Source organism: Buttiauxella sp. WJP83 (assembly GCF_027594725.1).
GTDB lineage: Bacteria > Pseudomonadota > Gammaproteobacteria > Enterobacterales > Enterobacteriaceae > Buttiauxella > Buttiauxella selenatireducens.
In genome coordinates this window covers 1529680-1546740 of the sequence record NZ_CP110080.1, presented here as the reverse complement: position 1 = coordinate 1546740, position 17061 = coordinate 1529680, and the positions used below count along the sequence as shown (strand labels likewise).

16 protein-coding genes are annotated in these 17061 nt (G+C 50.4%); 10 read left to right on the top strand and 6 right to left on the bottom strand.

What is annotated here, in order from left to right:
* Positions 1 to 85: 85 nt before the first annotated feature.
* Positions 86 to 676 (top strand): nucleotidyltransferase family protein, encoded by a 591-nt coding sequence (locus OH773_RS07205; protein WP_270145737.1) that lies wholly within the window; start codon positions 86 to 88, stop codon positions 674 to 676.
* On the top strand, positions 663 to 1631 hold the full coding sequence (locus OH773_RS07200) for an XdhC family protein (RefSeq protein ID WP_270144338.1): 969 nt from the start codon (positions 663 to 665) through the stop codon (positions 1629 to 1631). Before OH773_RS07205 ends, OH773_RS07200 begins: the two co-directional genes overlap by 14 nt.
* 39 nt (positions 1632 to 1670) lie before the next feature.
* On the opposite strand, the gene OH773_RS07195 is transcribed toward OH773_RS07200, so the two are convergent.
* From OH773_RS07195 to OH773_RS07185, 3 genes are all read right to left on the bottom strand, one after another.
* Positions 1671 to 2147, bottom strand: a complete 477-nt coding sequence (locus OH773_RS07195) for a DUF1456 family protein (protein ID WP_183269885.1) — start codon at positions 2145 to 2147, stop codon at positions 1671 to 1673.
* 73 nt (positions 2148 to 2220) lie between these two features.
* A complete protein-coding gene (btsR, locus tag OH773_RS07190; RefSeq protein WP_270144335.1) occupies positions 2221 to 2949 on the bottom strand; it encodes a two-component system response regulator BtsR in 729 nt (242 codons plus the stop codon).
* A complete protein-coding gene (locus OH773_RS07185) occupies positions 2943 to 4631 on the bottom strand; it encodes a sensor histidine kinase (protein ID WP_270144333.1) in 1689 nt (562 codons plus the stop codon). Before OH773_RS07185 ends, btsR begins: the two co-directional genes overlap by 7 nt.
* Positions 4632 to 4754: 123 nt before the next feature.
* On the opposite strand from OH773_RS07185, the gene OH773_RS07180 reads away from it, so the two are divergent.
* A complete protein-coding gene (locus tag OH773_RS07180; protein WP_270144331.1) occupies positions 4755 to 5207 on the top strand; it encodes a GNAT family N-acetyltransferase in 453 nt (150 codons plus the stop codon).
* 78 nt (positions 5208 to 5285) lie between these two features.
* Here the strand turns inward: OH773_RS07180 and apbC are convergent, their stop codons facing one another.
* A complete protein-coding gene (apbC, locus tag OH773_RS07175) occupies positions 5286 to 6398 on the bottom strand; it encodes an iron-sulfur cluster carrier protein ApbC (RefSeq protein WP_183269891.1) in 1113 nt (370 codons plus the stop codon).
* A gap of 160 nt (positions 6399 to 6558) precedes the next feature.
* Here apbC and metG point away from each other — a divergent pair, with 160 nt between their 5' ends.
* The 4 genes from metG (at position 6559) to OH773_RS07155 (ending at position 12005) form a co-directional block, all read left to right on the top strand.
* On the top strand, positions 6559 to 8592 hold the full coding sequence (gene metG, locus OH773_RS07170; protein WP_270144328.1) for a methionine--tRNA ligase: 2034 nt from the start codon (positions 6559 to 6561) through the stop codon (positions 8590 to 8592).
* Between the two features lie 236 nt (positions 8593 to 8828).
* Complete coding sequence (locus OH773_RS07165) at positions 8829 to 9518, top strand: helix-turn-helix domain-containing protein (RefSeq protein WP_270144326.1); 690 nt, start codon at positions 8829 to 8831, stop codon at positions 9516 to 9518.
* A gap of 364 nt (positions 9519 to 9882) precedes the next feature.
* Positions 9883 to 11331, top strand: a complete 1449-nt coding sequence (locus OH773_RS07160; RefSeq protein ID WP_270144323.1) for a hypothetical protein — start codon at positions 9883 to 9885, stop codon at positions 11329 to 11331.
* Entirely contained in the window at positions 11286 to 12005 is a 720-nt protein-coding gene (locus tag OH773_RS07155; RefSeq protein WP_270144321.1) for an autotransporter domain-containing protein, read from the top strand. The genes OH773_RS07160 and OH773_RS07155 overlap by 46 nt, the downstream gene beginning before the upstream one ends.
* Before the next feature lie 88 nt (positions 12006 to 12093).
* Here the strand turns inward: OH773_RS07155 and OH773_RS07150 are convergent, their stop codons facing one another.
* Positions 12094 to 13314 (bottom strand): MFS transporter, encoded by a 1221-nt coding sequence (locus OH773_RS07150; protein WP_270144319.1) that lies wholly within the window; start codon positions 13312 to 13314, stop codon positions 12094 to 12096.
* 199 nt (positions 13315 to 13513) lie between these two features.
* On the opposite strand from OH773_RS07150, the gene ybjG reads away from it, so the two are divergent.
* A complete protein-coding gene (gene ybjG / locus OH773_RS07145) occupies positions 13514 to 14122 on the top strand; it encodes an undecaprenyl-diphosphate phosphatase (RefSeq protein ID WP_270144317.1) in 609 nt (202 codons plus the stop codon).
* A gap of 90 nt (positions 14123 to 14212) precedes the next feature.
* Positions 14213 to 14977 carry a DNA-binding transcriptional repressor DeoR gene (deoR, locus tag OH773_RS07140; RefSeq protein ID WP_183269898.1) on the top strand — a complete coding sequence of 255 codons (765 nt, stop codon included), beginning with the start codon at positions 14213 to 14215 and terminating at the stop codon, positions 14975 to 14977.
* A gap of 3 nt (positions 14978 to 14980) precedes the next feature.
* On the opposite strand, the gene dacC is transcribed toward deoR, so the two are convergent.
* On the bottom strand, positions 14981 to 16186 hold the full coding sequence (gene dacC / locus OH773_RS07135; RefSeq protein WP_270144314.1) for a serine-type D-Ala-D-Ala carboxypeptidase: 1206 nt from the start codon (positions 16184 to 16186) through the stop codon (positions 14981 to 14983).
* A 248-nt stretch (positions 16187 to 16434) separates the two neighbouring features.
* Here dacC and OH773_RS07130 point away from each other — a divergent pair, with 248 nt between their 5' ends.
* Entirely contained in the window at positions 16435 to 17061 is a 627-nt protein-coding gene (locus tag OH773_RS07130; RefSeq protein WP_270144312.1) for a glutathione S-transferase family protein, read from the top strand.

Genomic DNA, 17061 nt, shown 5'->3' with positions numbered 1-17061 from the left:
ATCTCATTTTCATAAAAAAAACATTGTTGCGCAAATAATAACTCCCTCAGCGCAACAAAAAAGTATCGAGGAATCAGTATTGAGCATGAAGCCGGGCATTATCATCGCCGCCGCGGGGCGTGCAGAACGCTATCGAAAAGCCGGCGGAACAGGCAACAAACTCGATGCGTTGCTCAACGATGGCAGCGTGTTTGCGCAAACATTGCGCCATGCGCGGGCCTCAAATCTTGCGGTTCATGTGGTGACTCGGCCGGAAAACATTCAAATTCAAGCGTTGTGCGGCGCACAACAGATTCCCGTTACGCTTATCGAGAGCAGCGGATTAGGTGAGTCGATTGCCGCAGGTGTTGGCGCAACACCTCACTGGGATGGCTGGTTGGTTCATCTGGCGGATATGCCGTTTGTCACACCTGTGGTCTTTGTCGAGGTGGCGCAGGCTCTGGCGTTTCACCCGTTGGTGCGCCCTTGCGCAAACGCACAGCCGGGCCATCCGGTGGGTTTTTCCCACGACTGGTTTAACAAGCTTTGTCAGTTAACCGGCGATAATGGCGCGCGTGAGTTGCTACGTGGTGAAAACATTCATTTCATCAATGTTAACGATGTCGAATCACAGCGTGACATCGACCTTCCTTCACAGCTGACTCAACAGAACGAGAATAATCATGCAGCATCTTGATATCAGTGTGATTCGTAAGGCTTGCATCTGGCTTGCCGAACAACCGGTCTGGCTATGTACGGTCTTAAATACCTATGGTTCATCGCCCCGTTCACCTGGCGCATTGATGGTTGCCAGCGCCGATGGGCGTTTTTGCGGCTCGCTTTCCGGTGGCTGCGTGGAAGAGGATTTTTTGCAACGTATTGCACAGGGTGAGTATCAGCAGGCCAGCCAGATTGTGCGTTATGGCGAAGGCGGGCTGGAACCGGGTATCGCACTGCCGTGCGGTGGCGTTCTGGATATTCTGGTTGAATATCTGCCAGCCACAGTCGGTAATGTGCAGTATCTCGAAAAAATGGCTGATGCACTGGCGGGCCATTTTGCATTGCAAAAATGCCTCACCCTTCCCGAGCCTTGCCGCCATCTTGAAGTCACCGAATTTGCCGATATCACTCAGGTAGAACGCCGCGGGCAACAGATTACAGTGCACGTTGCCGCCGCCCCGCGCCTGCTGATTGCCGGGCTGTCGAGCGTGGCGTTGTACTGCGCTGAGTTTGCCAATTCGTTGGGTTTCGAAGTGTTGGTTTGCGAGAATCGCCCGGAGGCACTTGAGAATTTCGCCGCCTCTCTAAAATCTGACATTACGCTGCTCAAACAATTTCCGGCGAACTATCTCGAACAGCACGCTTGCCACGCCAACACGGCGATTGTCGCGCTCACGCACGATCCACGTATGGATGACCTGACGATGATGGAAGCGGTGAATACGCCCGCGTTTTACATTGGTGCGATGGGGTCGCAGAAGAACAGTGCGCGCAGGCTGGAACGTTTGCAGAACATTGCGGAATTAAACCCGACTCAGCTTCAACGTATTCACGCGCCGATTGGTTTGCCGTTAGGCAGCAAGACACCTGCAGAAATTGCCCTGGCGGTGATGGCGGATATCGTGAAGAGGAAAAACGAAGCGCGGGGTTAATTTATGGCGGGCTGCACGTTACGCTTACCCGCCCAACGATCACTTTGGTTTTTTCTCAACGTGAACACGTGCCGTCAACCCACGCAGGAAGTAGCGCAAGAACTGGTCGCCACACTCGCGGAAGTTTTTGTTCTCAGGTGCACGCATCATCGCGGTGATTTCTGGCATTGAGATGCGGAATTCTTGAGTCGTCAGAATTTCAAGTACGTCATCAGTTTTCAAATCAAACGCAATACGCAGCTTTTTCAGGATGATGTTATTGGTCATCTTGCGTTCAATTTTTGGTGCTGGCTTGCTTTCATCCTTACCGCGTTTGAAGTAAATCAAACCGTTAAGGAAGTTTGCCATCAGAATGTCCGGGCAAAGTTTGAAGTTCTCTTCGTCTTCTTTTTTTGTCCAGGTGACAATCTGCTCAGCCGTCACGGCGGTGTCGGTCAGGGCGAAGATTTTCACCATATCGTCATTGCCCAAATTCAGCATGTAGCGCACGCTGCGTAATACGTCGTTATTCATCATAGTGGTGATTCTCTCGTTCTAAATCTTGAAAGCGGGGAGTATATCGGCACAGGCGCATATACACTAAATAAAACTACACCGCCTTCAAGCCTAATGCCTCTTTCAAACTCTTTAAATAACGACGACTGACCGGAACAAACTGCCCGTCGCGTAGCATCAATTCGGCCTGACCACCCTCTTCAAAGCGGATCTCTTTAAGATGCGCCATATTCACCAGATATTGCCGATGACAGCGTACCAGCGGCGTGCGGCTTTCCAGCGTGCGCAGCGTCAACTCAGTAAAGCCTTCTGCCCCTTGCGCGTTGGTAACATACACGCCGCTCATCCGGCTACTGGCAAACATCACATCGTCCATTTGCAGCAGGTAAATTCGGCTCTGCCCGGTACAAGGGATAAATTTGAGATCTTCCTGGTTCGGCGCAAGTAACGTCATGTCCTGATCGACGCGTTCATGGCGTAAGCGATGCAACGTTTTCTCCAGACGTTTGCTATCAATGGGTTTGAGCAAATAGTCAAACGCGTGCTCTTCAAATGCACGCACCGCGTACTCGTCAAAAGCGGTGAGAAACACAATGTAAGGCCGCTGCTCAGGATCAAGCATGCTCGCCATTTCAAGCCCGCTGATGCGTGGCATCTGAATATCCGCAAACACCACGTCAGGGTGCAAACGATGCACCGCGCCAATCGCCTCGACCGCGTTACCACACTCCCCCACAATTTCAATGTCAGGCTCGTTTTGCAGCATGATGCGCAGGTTTTCACGCGCCAGCGGCTCGTCGTCGACAATCAGCACTTTTAACATGGGGTTTCCTCCAGAGGTAAACGTAGGGTAATGCGGGTAAATCGGTCGGTTTCAAAATCCACTTTAATCCCGCAGTCATCGCCGTAGCGGGCACGCAGGCGCTTATCCACCAGGCTCATGCCCAACCCGCTAGCCAGGGTGTTTGGTTGGTATAAACCGGCATTGTCTTCAATAGAAAGATGCAAATATTCGCCCGCCTGGCAGGCGTTAATCGTAATTTCGCCGACGCCCAGCAATTGTGACGTGCCGTGTTTAATCGCGTTTTCGACAATGGGCTGCAAAGTGAAAGCCGGTAATCGTATCTGTGCCAGCGACGTCGGCACATTAAGTTGCACTTTTAAGCGGGTCTGAAAACGCGCCTGTTCGATTTGCAAATAGGCGTTCACATGCTCGATTTCATCGGCAAGCGTCACTATCTCGCTCGGGCGTTTTAAGTTTTTACGGAAGAAGGTCGAGAGATATTGCACCAACTGGCACGCCTGTTCGTTATCTCGCCGGATAACGGCCACCAGCGTATTCAGGGCGTTAAATAAGAAATGCGGATTGACCTGAGCGTGCAGCAGTTTGATTTCTGACTGCGTCAGCATCTGTTTTTGCCGCTCATACTGCCCCGCTAAAATCTGTGCGGATAACAGTTGCGCGATGCCTTCGCCGAGGGTGCGATTTATCGAACTGAACAGGCGGTTTTTCGCCTCATACAGTTTGATGGTGCCAATCACACGGCTGTTTTCGCCGTACAGCGGGATCACCAGCGTCGAACCAAGTTTGCAGTGGGGATGCAACGAGCAGCGATATGGCACTTCATTACCATCTGCATAGACCACTTCGCCGCGCTCAATGGCCTGCCAGGTGTAATCAGAAGAAATGGGACGACCGGGCAAATGGTGATCCGCACCGATACCGGTAAACGCCAGCAGCTTTTCATTATCGGTAATGGCGACCGCGCCGATATCCAGTTCATGATGCAGCACCTGCGCCACCTTCATGCTGTTTTCCTGATTAAACCCCTGGCGCAAAATCCCTTCTGTGGACGCGGCGACTTTCAACGCCGTAGCCGAAAATGCCGACGTGTACTTTTCAAGCATCGCACGTTTGTCGAGCAAAATACGCATGAACAGCGCGGCCCCCACCGTGTTGGTGACGACCATTGGCGCGGCAATACTTTTCACTAAATGCAGGGCGTCAGCAAATGGGCGCGCAATCAAAAGAATAATACCCATCTGGAAGATCTCTGCCACCAGCGTAATGCCGCCTGCTGTCAGCGGATTAAACAACAAATCGCTGCGTCCACGGCGAATGAGTAAGCGGTGTAACAACCCGCCGAGCAGCCCTTCAACAATGGTTGAAAACATGCAGCTCAACGCGGTCATGCCGCCCATTGAATAACGGTGCAGCCCGCCCGTAAGCCCGACCAGCCCGCCAACCAGCGGCCCGCCGAGCAACCCGCCCATCACTGCACCAATCGCACGCGTGTTGGCGATGGAGTCGTCAATGTGCAGGCCAAAATAGGTGCCCATAATGCAGAAGATGGAAAATGTGACGTAGCACAAAAGCTTGTGAGGTAACCGTACTGTGACCTGCATCAGCGGGATAAACAGCCGTGTTTTACTCATCAACCAGGCGATAACCAGATAGACGCACATCTGCTGAAGCAGCAGTAATACCAGATTAAATTCGTACATTGCGTCTGCCGTTGAACAATAATGGGCGCGTAACATACAACGATGCGTGATAACTTTCTTTGAAGGGTTTCAATAATTTTTGATTTGGATTTCACAATCAGATAATTCATCGCATTTTTGACCATGGAGACAGGCAATTTGTTGATTCGATCTTTTGAAGAACACGATCGTCTGCCGTTGCGCGACCTCTATTTACACACTCGTCTACACGCCTGGACATGGCTGGATAGCAGCGCATGGCGGCCAGAGGATTTCGATAGCGTCACGAAAGATGAGCAAATCTGGGTGGCAGAAGAGAATGGTGAACTATTGGGGTTTGCCTCGGTATGGGTTGTTGATGATTTCCTGCATAGCTTGTATGTGGCCCCCGCTCACCTGGGAAAACGAGTCGGCAAAGCGTTGCTGGAGAAGGTTCAAGCTGAGTTTGTCGCCCGCGGAACATTGAAATGTCTGGTGAAGAATCAGTCTGCGTTTGAGTTTTACCAACGCCACGGCTGGTTGGTGGAATCGCGTGGGGACAGCGAGGATGGTGAGTATTATTTGATGGGGTTTGGGGGGAATTCGCCCTCACCCTAGCCCTCTCCCGCAGGAGAGGGAACAGCTCTGTTATCTCCTTCTCCCTCAGGGAGAAGGCCGGGATGAGGGGGTTCCCAATCAAACAGCCCTAAACGCAATATCCGCCGGAATCACTTCACCTTGCCAGTAAAGCGTGGACGCTACGCTTCCTGCCAGTTGGCGATAAACCGCAGTGAATTCGCTTTCCGGGCGGCTGACTACGGTCGGCTTACCGGCATCAAGATCTTCACGCAGCGTAATGTGCAGCGGCATCTGCCCAAGCAGTTTGGTGTGGTACTGGTCCGCCAGTTTCTGCGCACCACCGGTGCCAAAAATCGCCTCATGATGACCGCAATTGCTGCAAACGTGCATGCTCATGTTCTCAACGATGCCCAGTACCGGCACATCGACTTTTTCAAACATCACAATGCCTTTGCGTGCATCAATTAGCGCAATATCCTGCGGCGTGGTGACGACCACAGCGCCGGTTACCGGAATGTTTTGCGCAAGCGTCAACTGAATGTCGCCTGTACCCGGTGGCATATCCAGTACCAGATAATCGAGATCCGGCCACATGGTTTCCTGCAACATTTGCATCAGCGCTTTGCTGGCCATCGGCCCGCGCCACACCATGGCATTTTCATCCGTGACCAGGTAACCAATAGAGTTAGTCGCCAGGCCGTGCGCCATGATAGGCGTCATGTGCGTGCCGTCTGGTGAGGTTGGACGTTCATGTTCAGCGCCCAGCATAGTAGGAATGGATGGACCATAAATATCCGCATCCAGGATCCCGACTTTTGCCCCTTCGGCGATCAGCGCCAGCGCCAGATTCACCGCAGTACTCGACTTCCCGACTCCGCCCTTGCCAGAACTGACGGCGATAATATTCTTCACGCCGTTAATGCCAGGATGGTTTTTCACACGCTTTAAGGTGGCGATATTGTGGCTAAGTTTCCAGTCCACCGCTTTCGCACCGGTAATACGCAACAAATCTGAGCTGCATTGCTCTTGCAAAGCCTCAAAACCGCTGCGCCAGGCAAACGGCATCAACAACTCGACGTGCAGAGTGTCATCGAGCATCGCAACGTGATGCAGGGCCTTTAAGGCGGTCAGATTATGTTTGAGGGTTGGGTGCTGAAAATTAGCCAGTGTCCCTGCGACCATCGCACGTAGCTGCTCGGGGGATTTGCTTGCCTGGGATTGAGAGTTCATCCCGACTCCTTATTTTTTTGTCGGACATTGCAGTGTGTTAAGCATACCAGAACCATTACATGCGGATAAAATTTCCTTGATAGCCTTGTGTGGTTTACCACGAGGCGGCCTTTCGGTTAACATCAAAGCCCTTTTCTCTTTAGAAGATGCAATTTCTACTATGGCTCATACCGCGAAAAAATTATTGGTAACGTGCGCTCTGCCGTACGCTAACGGCTCAATCCACCTCGGTCATATGCTGGAGCACATTCAGGCTGATGTCTGGGTCCGTTACCAACGAATGCGCGGAAACACGGTTAACTTCATCTGCGCAGACGATGCACACGGTACGCCTATCATGCTGAAAGCACAGCAGTTAGGTATTACTCCAGAACAGATGATTGCCGAAATGAGTCAGGAGCATCAGACTGATTTTGCTGGTTTTAACATTAGCTATGATAACTATCACTCCACGCATAGCGATGAAAACCGCGATCTGGCGTCGCTGATCTATGGTCGTCTGAAAGAAAACGGTTTTATTAAAAACCGGACGATTTCTCAGCTTTACGATCCGGAAAAAGGCATGTTCCTGCCAGACCGTTTCGTAAAAGGCACCTGCCCGAAATGTAAAGCACCAGACCAATACGGCGATAACTGCGAAGTGTGTGGCGCAACTTACAGCCCAACCGAGCTTATCGAACCGAAGTCAGTCGTCTCTGGCGCAACACCTGAAATGCGTGATTCCGAGCACTTCTTCTTTGATTTGCCATCGTTTAGCGAAATGCTGCAAGCCTGGACGCGTTCTGGCGCACTGCAAGAGCAAGTGGCGAACAAAATGCAGGAGTGGTTTGAGTCTGGCCTGCAACAGTGGGATATCTCCCGCGATGCGCCGTACTTCGGCTTTGAAATCCCTGATGCGCCGGGTAAATATTTCTACGTCTGGCTGGATGCGCCAATCGGTTACATGGGTTCATTCAAAAACCTGTGCGACAAACGCGGCGATACCGAAAGCTTCGACGAATACTGGAAGAAAGATTCCACGACTGAGCTGTATCACTTCATCGGTAAAGACATCGTTTACTTCCACAGCCTGTTCTGGCCAGCCATGCTGGAAGGCAGCGGTTTCCGCAAGCCAACCAATCTGTTTGTCCACGGTTATGTGATGGTGAACGGTGCGAAAATGTCCAAATCGCGCGGTACGTTCATTAAAGCCAGCACCTGGTTGAACCATTTTGACGCTGACAGCCTGCGTTACTACTACACCGCAAAACTGTCTTCACGCATCGACGATATCGACCTGAATCTGGAAGATTTCGTGCAGCGCGTGAACAGCGACATCGTCAACAAAGTGGTTAACCTGGCATCGCGCAACGCGGGCTTCATTGCCAAGCGTTTTGACGGCCAGCTTTCTGCAGAAATTGCCGATCCTGCATTGTACAAAACCTTTACCGACGCCGCGCAAACCATTGGCGAAGCGTGGGAAAGCCGTGAATTTGGCAAAGCCATCCGTGAAATCATGGCGCTTGCCGATGTGGCAAACCGTTATGTGGATGAGCAAGCACCGTGGGTTGTGGCGAAACAAGAAGGCCGTGATGCCGACCTGCAAGCCATCTGCACCATGGGCATTAACCTGTTCCGCGTGCTGATGACCTGGCTGAAGCCGGTTCTGCCGACGCTGACGGAACGCGCTGAAGCCTTCCTGAACTGTGAACTGACCTGGGACAGCATCAACACCCCGCTGCTGAACCATAAAGTGAACACCTTCAAAGCGCTGTATAACCGCATTGACATGAAACAGGTTGAAGCGCTGGTTGAAGCGTCGAAAGAAGAAGTGAAAGCCACAAGCGCCCCCGTGACTGGCCCACTGGCTGACGACCCGATTGCTGAAACCATCGCCTTTGATGATTTCGCCAAAGTCGATCTGCGAGTTGCGCTGATTGAAAACGCAGAATTTGTTGAAGGTTCTGACAAGCTGCTGCGCCTGACGCTGGATCTGGGCGGCGAGAAACGTAACGTGTTTTCTGGTATCCGTTCAGCCTATCCGGACCCTGCAGCGCTGGTTGGCCGTTTGACCATTATGGTGGCAAACCTGGCACCGCGTAAAATGCGCTTCGGCATCTCTGAAGGGATGGTGATGGCGGCAGGTCCTGGCGGGAAAGATATCTTCCTGTTAAGCCCGGACAGCGGTGCGCAAGCGGGTATGGCGGTTAAGTAATAAAAGCCCTCTTCTAATATCCCACGTTAAAAATAGCGGAGAGTATCGCAAGATATTCTCCGCTAAATTCTTCCTTCAAAATCTTTATATCCTTCTGTTTTCCCATACCGTTCTTGAGCAAATCTATATCGCTATCTAAATATGGATAGTCTATGTTCTTGCTTGATAATGTTTTTGTTTTAATAATGGTTCCCGTTATTAATACAACACATACTCGATTCATGATTTTATAAAGAATGGATGCTACCGGAATGATAAAGCCCGCCCTACTACCTATGGAAAAACCGCTATTAATACTGGAAGAACTTATTACCCTCCTTCTTCCTTATGCAGAACCTATTCAGGAGAAAAATGCCGACAGCTTACATTTATATAACAATGACCAGCTGTTAGTCGCGCTGGTGACTGAAGGAGAAGTTAACATCTATCACCGCTCGAATATGATGCTGCTGACCAATGCTAAAGCCCCTTTTATTTTTGGGTTACAAGGCTCACTTTTCCAGTACACCCTCTTTAAACTTCAGCCCTTGAAAAACGCTAAAATCAGCGTACTCCCTCTGGAAAAAGCACTGAAAATCATCATTAAACACCATGCCTTCCCGCAAACACTGGCGTACCAAACTTACCTCAACGAATATCAGGCAAGCCGTAATAACCTGTTGATTCACAGAACATCTCTTCATATTGTTTGTGGTTTAATTGAAGAACTGGCCAGATTAAAGCCTGAAGAAAGGGCTAAAATTAGCATTTCAAAATACGTGCTGGACCGCAGTAATCTGGCGCGCAGTGGAGTCATGAAGACACTCGCCACCCTACGCGAAGAAGGGTATATCAAAGTTGAAAATGGCAAATTAATTCAACTAATTAAAAACCTCCCTATGCAAGTCAATACCAGTGAGCATGGAATTATTGCGAACAAAGCCTGATTGTAGGTTGAGTTTTATAACAATAATTGTTTGTAATATGTTATTTAAATATTTTTATGCAACACAACCAAACTGCAAGCCTGTTGTTTGAAAATCTTCTAATTCCATCCAAAACTGGACACTTATTTAAATAAAAAAAAGGGTATTCTAGGCGCATAGAATCTTAGGAAGCGGCAGCTAATTTCAGGCAGCTTTATTGTTTATCTTCTGTAAGGAATGACAATAAACCCTGTCTGATTCTGTATTTATCTCCTGTAAATAAAACATTAGCGCGCATGGGATTAATTAGCTGTCGAATAGCAAATATAGAAGGATTTAAATCATAAAAAAAAGAATACCCAACACCTGTCATACCAAGAAACTGATGCTCGCCTCTTTAATATCAATGACATTAACTCATCAAGCCAATGCACAGAGTTATAGCTACGACAATCAAACCATTAACACCGCAATAGATAATCAAACTACCTCTGGAGATATTAGTGTTACAATAAATAATTCAACCTTTAATAAGGCATTAAGTTTTATGGCTCAGAGCGGAAATATTACAGCCACCGTCGATCATATGATTAGCAACTCCTCAACTTATTCAGGAAATCTGCCCTCTTCGCCGAGCTTACAATTAATTTCCGGGCGAGATAGTGCAGTGAATATTACAAACTCCCAGTTTTCATACTCTGTCACGATAATGGGTGGCACCAGTTCAAAATTAAAAATAGCTGATAGCCAAGTCGGTAATATGGGGGAAAATGACTATGTTGGAAATTTAATATCTATAAGTTCGAATAAGGAATTAGGAATTGCTGAACTAGATATGCAGAACACCAAAGTAGCCGATAATGTTGCAGTAAACAATCAGGCAAATGCAGGGGATGCCGTCTTAAATATCACCAACGGCAGCGTGATTAATGGAGATACCACCCTCTACGGCTCGAATATACTGGTAAATATTGATGATTCTGTTCTAAATAACATTAACACTGGGAACTATAATGATAGATCCACAAATGCCACTGACACAACCATTAATGTAACAAACGCAACGTATCGAGGAAATATAACCTCAACTAATAATATTGCTGATGATTCTTTAACGCTAAATGTAAATAACGGCGGTATTATTGGTGGTGAAGAAATTGATAAATCTCAGCGCATTACCGGTTTTAACCAGGTCGACACGAATATTAATTATGTCGACCCATCACTGATCGATACTGGCAAATCCTCCTACTTCTTCTTCAACGATGGTGAAAACGTCACCATTACCAACAAGGTTGGTGAAAGCTCTGTTCTGGACTCCGTGCGCAGCGGTTCTTACATTTTGGACCACATTAATTATCAAGTCACCGATGAAAGCTCCGCGCAAGGCTTAGCCGACAAAGGCTATTACAGCATTGCATTCAACACTGACCCGGTTCCACCACCAGCGCCACCAGAACCAACACCACCGGCACCGACGCCAGATCCAGTACCTGACCCTGTTCCGGATCCAGTGCCTGACCCAACACCTGACCCAACACCAGCACCGACTCCGGCACCTTTTACAAAAATTGCTGCTGATTTGCAGGCAGCACAGGCTGGATTATTAGCCAGTGACGATATGATCCACCGCATCGCCAACAGCATGACCCAGCATCTGGACGCCCGTCATATGGGTGAAAACGGCCCACAAACGTCCAATAGCAATGTCTGGATGGACGGCATTTATTCCGGCGGCGACCGTGAAGCGGCACCACGCAATACAGCAACGAGATTAGCGGTTTCCAGTTGGGTGCTGATAACTCATGGGCGCTGTCTAACGGTGATTTGTTAACGCTGGGCGCGGGTCTGGGTTATCTGCATAACAACCTGGATGTCACCAGCAGCGACGGCAGCAATGACATCGACGGGAATTACTACAGCCTGTATGCCAGTTGGACGCAGCACCAGGCCGAAGGCCAGAACTGGCACCTGTTTGCCGATGCCGTTGCGACTTACGGCGACATGGAATATTCCGCATCGGGCAAAGACGGCAAGCTGAAAGCGGGCGGCGATTACGACGGTGATTCCTGGTTGTGGCAGGCGCGTCTCGGTGCACAGGTGAATCTGGCCGACAACTGGTGGGTTCAGCCGTATGGTGTTCTCGGTTACAGCCAGACGAAAACCGATGCCTACAGCGACGGGTACAGCCATGTTTCTGACGGCAAATACAGCACAGGCTTTGCCGGTGCAGGTGTGAAAGCGGGTAAAAATATCACTCTGAAAGGTGGCCAGACGCTCAGCCCGTTCATCGAAACGGCTTATATCGGGCGCTTCGATGATGATACTGAGTTCAACACATCAGACTACAGCTTCGGTGGCCAGAACCTTAACGGCGGCAGCATTGGCGCAGGCCTGAACGCCACGTTGAGCAAAAACTGGAGTGCGACCGCGAAGGTGAATACGGTGGTGGCCAAAGACGTGAATAACGAGGTACATGCGTATTTGGGTGCAGAGTTTACGTTCTAGTTAATCACATCTAAAACTCAGGGCGCTTAGCGCCTTTTACCGGAATCCCCCAACCGCAAGGCTGGGGGATTTTTTTATCGAAATTATCTTAAATATCGGTTCGGTTACCGACACTCTTATCTTTTAAGAAAGCAAACATTAAGCCCAGCCAGATAACCCCGCCCAGCAAATTCAGCAGGCTGAACAAACCGTTGCCGCCGAACAGATAAGCATGCTTACTCAGCTCAATGCCGACGGTAAAAATAAGCATCTGCAACATGCCCATCGCGGCCGATACCGTGCCTTTGCTCATGTCGCTGGCGAACAGCGTCAGGCGCACCAGACCGGCGTTGGCAAGACCGATACCAAAGGCGTAAATACTCAGCCCGGCGGTCATCCACAGATATGCATGAGATGACGCAACGGTTGCGACGGCCGCCACCACCAGGCCTGGCACAATCCACCAGCCGCCCATAATAATCAGCGAACGCACGCTACGACGTGAGGTTAAACGCGCCAACACCAGATTCCCGAGGATCAACGCGCCAAAGATCGGCACCTGCAGTAAACCGTATTCATAGGTCGATAACTTCTCACCGCTGATGATAATAATCGGCGATTGCGCAATCCACGCCAGCAGCGGCAGGCTGACAAAACCAATCGCCAGCGCCCCCGCAACAAAACGCCCGTTGCTCAGCACCAGTTTGTAATCATGGCCTAAATCACGCAGCGACAGCTTTTCGCCCAGACGCGTTGCGGTTTCCGGCATCGCACGGTGCAAACCGTAAAACGAAAACGCCGCCAGTGCCGCAAACAGCACAAACATGGTTTCCCACGGTGCGTAGTGGATCCATGCAGCCCCCACCAGCGGGCCAAGCAGAGGCGCAATCAGCGCAACGTTCGCCATCAGCGCCGTGATTTTTATACACACCGCTTCTTCAAAGGATTCCTGGATGGCGGCATACCCCACCGCGCCAATAAAGCACAGGCTGACTCCCTGCAAAAACCGCAGGAAGGTGAATTGCTCAATGTTCTGCGCCAGCAATGTGGCAAGGCACGTGACGATAAACCACACCACGCCGGTCAACATCACCGGGCGACGGCCAATACGGTCAGATAGCGGCCCAAGTAGCCACTGTAAGAACATGCCGCCCGCCAGATAGGCCGTCATGGATGTCGGCACCCATTCGATTCCCGCGTTGTACTGCTCGACCACCGCCAGCATGCCTGGCTGGATCATGTCATTACCGATATACGTAGAAAATTCATAGAGTACCAGGCACAGCGGGAACAGCAGTGCCTGGCGACCCAGTCGCTTATTATTTTGCATTAGAAACTCAAGAGAAAAGAAAACGCTCGAAGTGTAATAAATTGTCTTCGGGGTAGATAGCGAATTGTTATTTACCCAGGGTAATCGTTCAGTTGTTTAAGGTTTTATTAAGGAGCCCAAAGTAGGCTGTCGTCCTATGGTCACGATGCAGGGTGTACGGCATCATCTTCATTTGACGGGTTAAGGAACTCATAACGTTATGATTGAACAATTGAATCAGTCTCTTTTTTTGCTGATTAACGCCACCCCGCAATCCCCTGAGTGGCTCATAAAGCTTGCGATTTTTATCGCCAAAGATTTGATAAGTATCGTACCGCTGCTGATTGCCATTCTTTGGTTGTGGGGCCAGCGTAAACAAATGACCGCCCAACGAATGATGGTCATCAAGACCGCGATGGCTCTCCTTATTTGCGTGTCGTTATCCTGGATTATTGGCCATATTTTTCCGCATGACAGGCCGTTTGTCAGCGGGTTTGGCTACAACTTCCTGCATCATGCCCCGGACGACTCTTTCCCAAGCGACCATGGCACGGTGATTTTCACCTTCGCGCTGGCATTTTTGCTCTGGCACCGTGTGTGGTCAGGGCTAGTGTTGTTTGCCATTGGCTGCGCCATTGCCTGGTCACGTGTTTATCTCGGCGTGCACTGGCCGCTGGATATGCTCGGGGGTTTACTGGTGGGCCTGTGCTCTTGCCTGCTGGCTCAAATGACATGGAACCTGTTCGGTAAGCAGATATACGCACGCCTGCATCAGGCCTATCGTTTCTGTTTTGCCCCGTTCATCCGCAAGGGTTGGGTACGTGACTAAGTGTTTTTGCAAAGGTAATATGCGTTTAATAACGCCCTCACCCTAGCCCTCTCCCCCAGGAGAGGGAACAAAAAGGTTTAGTTGCACATTATGGAAACCCGGCGCGACGAACGCATCAACCGCCTGATTCAGGCGCTTAAACGCAGCGACAAAATTCACCTGAAAGAAGCATCTGCTTTGCTGGGTGTCTCAGAAATGACGATTCGCCGTGACCTGAGCAATGACGCTGGGCCGGTTGTCCTGTTAGGCGGTTATGTGGTTCTGGAACCCCGTAGCGTCACCGCCAATCACTACCTGTTAAGCGATCAGAAAACCCGCCGCATCGAAGAAAAGCGCCATGCTGCGCGTCTGGCGGCGGCGTTGGTGCGCCCGCATCAAACGGTGTTTTTTGATTGTGGCACCACGACGCCGTACATCATCGAAGCCATCGATGACGATCTGCAATTCACCGGGGTTTGCTATTCGTTAAACACTTTTCTGGCGTTGCAGGACAAACCGGGCTGTCGGGTTATTTTGAGCGGCGGTGAATTTCACGCCAGCAATGCGATTTTCAAACCGATTAATTTCCAGGAATGCCTGAATAACTTTTGCCCGGATATCGCTTTTTTCTCCGCGGCAGGGATCCACATCCGCCATGGGGCGACCTGTTTTAATCTGGATGAATTGCCGGTAAAACACTGGGCGTTAGCGATGGCGCAACAGCGAGTGTTGGTGGTGGACAGCAGCAAATTTGGCAAAGTCCGCGCCGCGTGCATGGGGCCGGTTTCTGCTTTTGACTTGATTATCAGTAATGAAAAACCTGACGCGGCGTTTGTTGACTACGCCGCGTCAGAGAATATTGAACTCAACTGGTAGAAGTTAAGCGAACCAGCTGCCGAACCATTGATGGAATTTCATCATCACAAAGTCCCACATACGGCTAAAGAAACCACCCTCTTCCACAGGCTGCATCACCATCAGCGGGCGCTGTTCGATTGATTTACCGTTAAGCTGGAAGTCGATAGTGCCCACCACCTGGCCTTTTTTCAGCGGAGCGGTCAGTTGTGGCTCATTGAGGGTGAAACTGGCCTTCAGGTTCTTCAGTTGGCCGCGTGGAATCGTGACCGAGCCACCTTCACCCGCGCCCAAATTCACTTCGCTTTTATCACCGAACCATACGCGCTGCGTGACAAAAGTAGCATCCGGTTTAATCGGCGTGACGGTTTCAAAGAAGCGGAAGCCCCACGTCAGCAATTTTTCGCTTTCATTGAAACGAATACGGTCGGTTTTGGTGCCCAGCACCACGGAAATTAAACGCATGTCGCCGGAGGTTGCGGATGCCACCAGGTTGTAGCCTGCGCCCGCAGTGGTGCCGGTTTTCATTCCGTCAACGTTAAGGTTCGAGCTCCACAGCAAGCGGTTACGGTTCGGCTGCTTGATGTTGTTAAAGGTGAACTCTTTCTCTTTGTGGATGGCGTACTCTTCTGGCACGTCGTGAATCAATGCCTGGCCCAGCAACGCCATATCACGCGCGGTACTGAATTGCCCTGGCGCATCCAGACCGTGTACGGTTTTAAAGGTGGTGTTCTTGAGGTTCAGCTTTTGCGCATAGTTGTTCATCAGGCTGACGAACGAATCCTGGCTGCCCGCCACATAATCCGCAATCGCAATGCTGGCATCGTTGCCGGACTGGATGATCACGCCTTTATTCAAATCTTCAACCGAGACTTTATCGCCCGGCTTGAGGAACATCAGCGAAGACCCGCGCAGCGCCGGGTTACCGGTGGCCCAGGCATCTCTTCCGACGGTGACCATGTCAGTCAGTTTGATTTTATCCGCTTTGATGGCCTGGCCAACCACATAGCTGGTCATCAGCTTAGTCAGACTCGCCGGATCTAATTGGAGGTCGGCATTTCCTTCTGCCAACACTTTGCCACTGGCGTAATCCATTAAGATCCAGGCTTTAGCATCAACTTGCGGTGCGTCAGCTGTCTGTTCGGCACTCACCGCAGGCGCGGCTATCAACAGCAGGGTTGTACCTGCGAGTAATGCTCGTAGCGAAGCAGGGATTTGCAAAGTTTTCATAACACCACCCAGTATCCATTCTAAAAAAGTCACGACGCGCGTCGTTACCCGAAAATTCAAGTTGCCAGTAAACTAGCCTGTGGAATCGCTTAAAGAAACATAACGTTGGTAAAGTTTTTTAAGTTTATTCGATAACTGCGCGACTTGCCGCCACGTTGATAAGATTTTTACCCGCTGTTGAGCTTACGTGCTGTTTTCTTCGCCAGTGCACGGCATACTGAAGTGCAAACTAACAATGAGGAAACAAAATGATCACAGTTTGGGGCAGAGACAATTCAACGAATGTGAAGAAAGTATTGTGGTGCCTGGAAGAGCTGGGCGTGGAATATCGCTCGATTCCGGCTGGCGGTAAGTTTGGCAAAACCCATGATGCGGAATATCTGGCGATGAACCCCAATGCGCTGGTGCCGTGTATTCACGACGACGCCACTGACCTGACATTGTGGGAGTCCAATACCATCGTGCGTTATCTGGCGGCGCAGTATGGCAAAGAGTCGCTATGGATTGCAGAACCTGCGGCACGTGCGCGCGGGGAAAAATGGATGGATTGGGCGGGAACATCGCTTGCGGGCCCGCATCGTGGCGTCTTTATCAGCCTGGTACGCGTCGCACCTGAGCAACGCGATGAAAAGCTGATTGCCGATAGCATCGTTCAGTGTAATTCACTGTTTGCCATCGTAGATGCTGAGCTCGCGAAGCAGCCGTGGCTGGGTGGCGATGAATTCAGTGCTGCCGACATTGCGCTGGCGCCGAGTGTCTACAACCTGCTCAACCTCGATATCCAATGGAATGATTTCCCTAACCTGCGACGCTGGTATCAGCAACTGACCCAGCGTCCGGCGTTCAAGAAAGTCGTCATGATTCCACTGAGTTAA

What these genes read in the sequence shown, in the direction of transcription:
- OH773_RS07205 (WP_270145737.1), top strand. Translation starts at nt 86, where the DNA reads ATGAAGCCGGGCATTATCATCGCCGCCGCGGGGCGTGCAGAACGCTAT.
- OH773_RS07200 (WP_270144338.1), top strand. Translation starts at nt 663, where the DNA reads ATGCAGCATCTTGATATCAGTGTGATTCGTAAGGCTTGCATCTGGCTT.
- OH773_RS07195 (WP_183269885.1), bottom strand. Translation starts at nt 2,147, where the DNA reads ATGATGAATAACGACGTATTACGCAGCGTGCGCTACATGCTGAATTTG.
- btsR (WP_270144335.1), bottom strand. Translation starts at nt 2,949, where the DNA reads ATGTTAAAAGTGCTGATTGTCGACGACGAGCCGCTGGCGCGTGAAAAC.
- OH773_RS07185 (WP_270144333.1), bottom strand. Translation starts at nt 4,631, where the DNA reads ATGTACGAATTTAATCTGGTATTACTGCTGCTTCAGCAGATGTGCGTC.
- OH773_RS07180 (WP_270144331.1), top strand. Translation starts at nt 4,755, where the DNA reads ATGGAGACAGGCAATTTGTTGATTCGATCTTTTGAAGAACACGATCGT.
- apbC (WP_183269891.1), bottom strand. Translation starts at nt 6,398, where the DNA reads ATGAACTCTCAATCCCAGGCAAGCAAATCCCCCGAGCAGCTACGTGCG.
- metG (WP_270144328.1), top strand. Translation starts at nt 6,559, where the DNA reads ATGGCTCATACCGCGAAAAAATTATTGGTAACGTGCGCTCTGCCGTAC.
- OH773_RS07165 (WP_270144326.1), top strand. Translation starts at nt 8,829, where the DNA reads ATGGATGCTACCGGAATGATAAAGCCCGCCCTACTACCTATGGAAAAA.
- OH773_RS07160 (WP_270144323.1), top strand. Translation starts at nt 9,883, where the DNA reads ATGCTCGCCTCTTTAATATCAATGACATTAACTCATCAAGCCAATGCA.
- OH773_RS07150 (WP_270144319.1), bottom strand. Translation starts at nt 13,314, where the DNA reads ATGCAAAATAATAAGCGACTGGGTCGCCAGGCACTGCTGTTCCCGCTG.
- ybjG (WP_270144317.1), top strand. Translation starts at nt 13,514, where the DNA reads ATGATTGAACAATTGAATCAGTCTCTTTTTTTGCTGATTAACGCCACC.
- deoR (WP_183269898.1), top strand. Translation starts at nt 14,213, where the DNA reads ATGGAAACCCGGCGCGACGAACGCATCAACCGCCTGATTCAGGCGCTT.
- dacC (WP_270144314.1), bottom strand. Translation starts at nt 16,186, where the DNA reads ATGAAAACTTTGCAAATCCCTGCTTCGCTACGAGCATTACTCGCAGGT.
- OH773_RS07130 (WP_270144312.1), top strand. Translation starts at nt 16,435, where the DNA reads ATGATCACAGTTTGGGGCAGAGACAATTCAACGAATGTGAAGAAAGTA.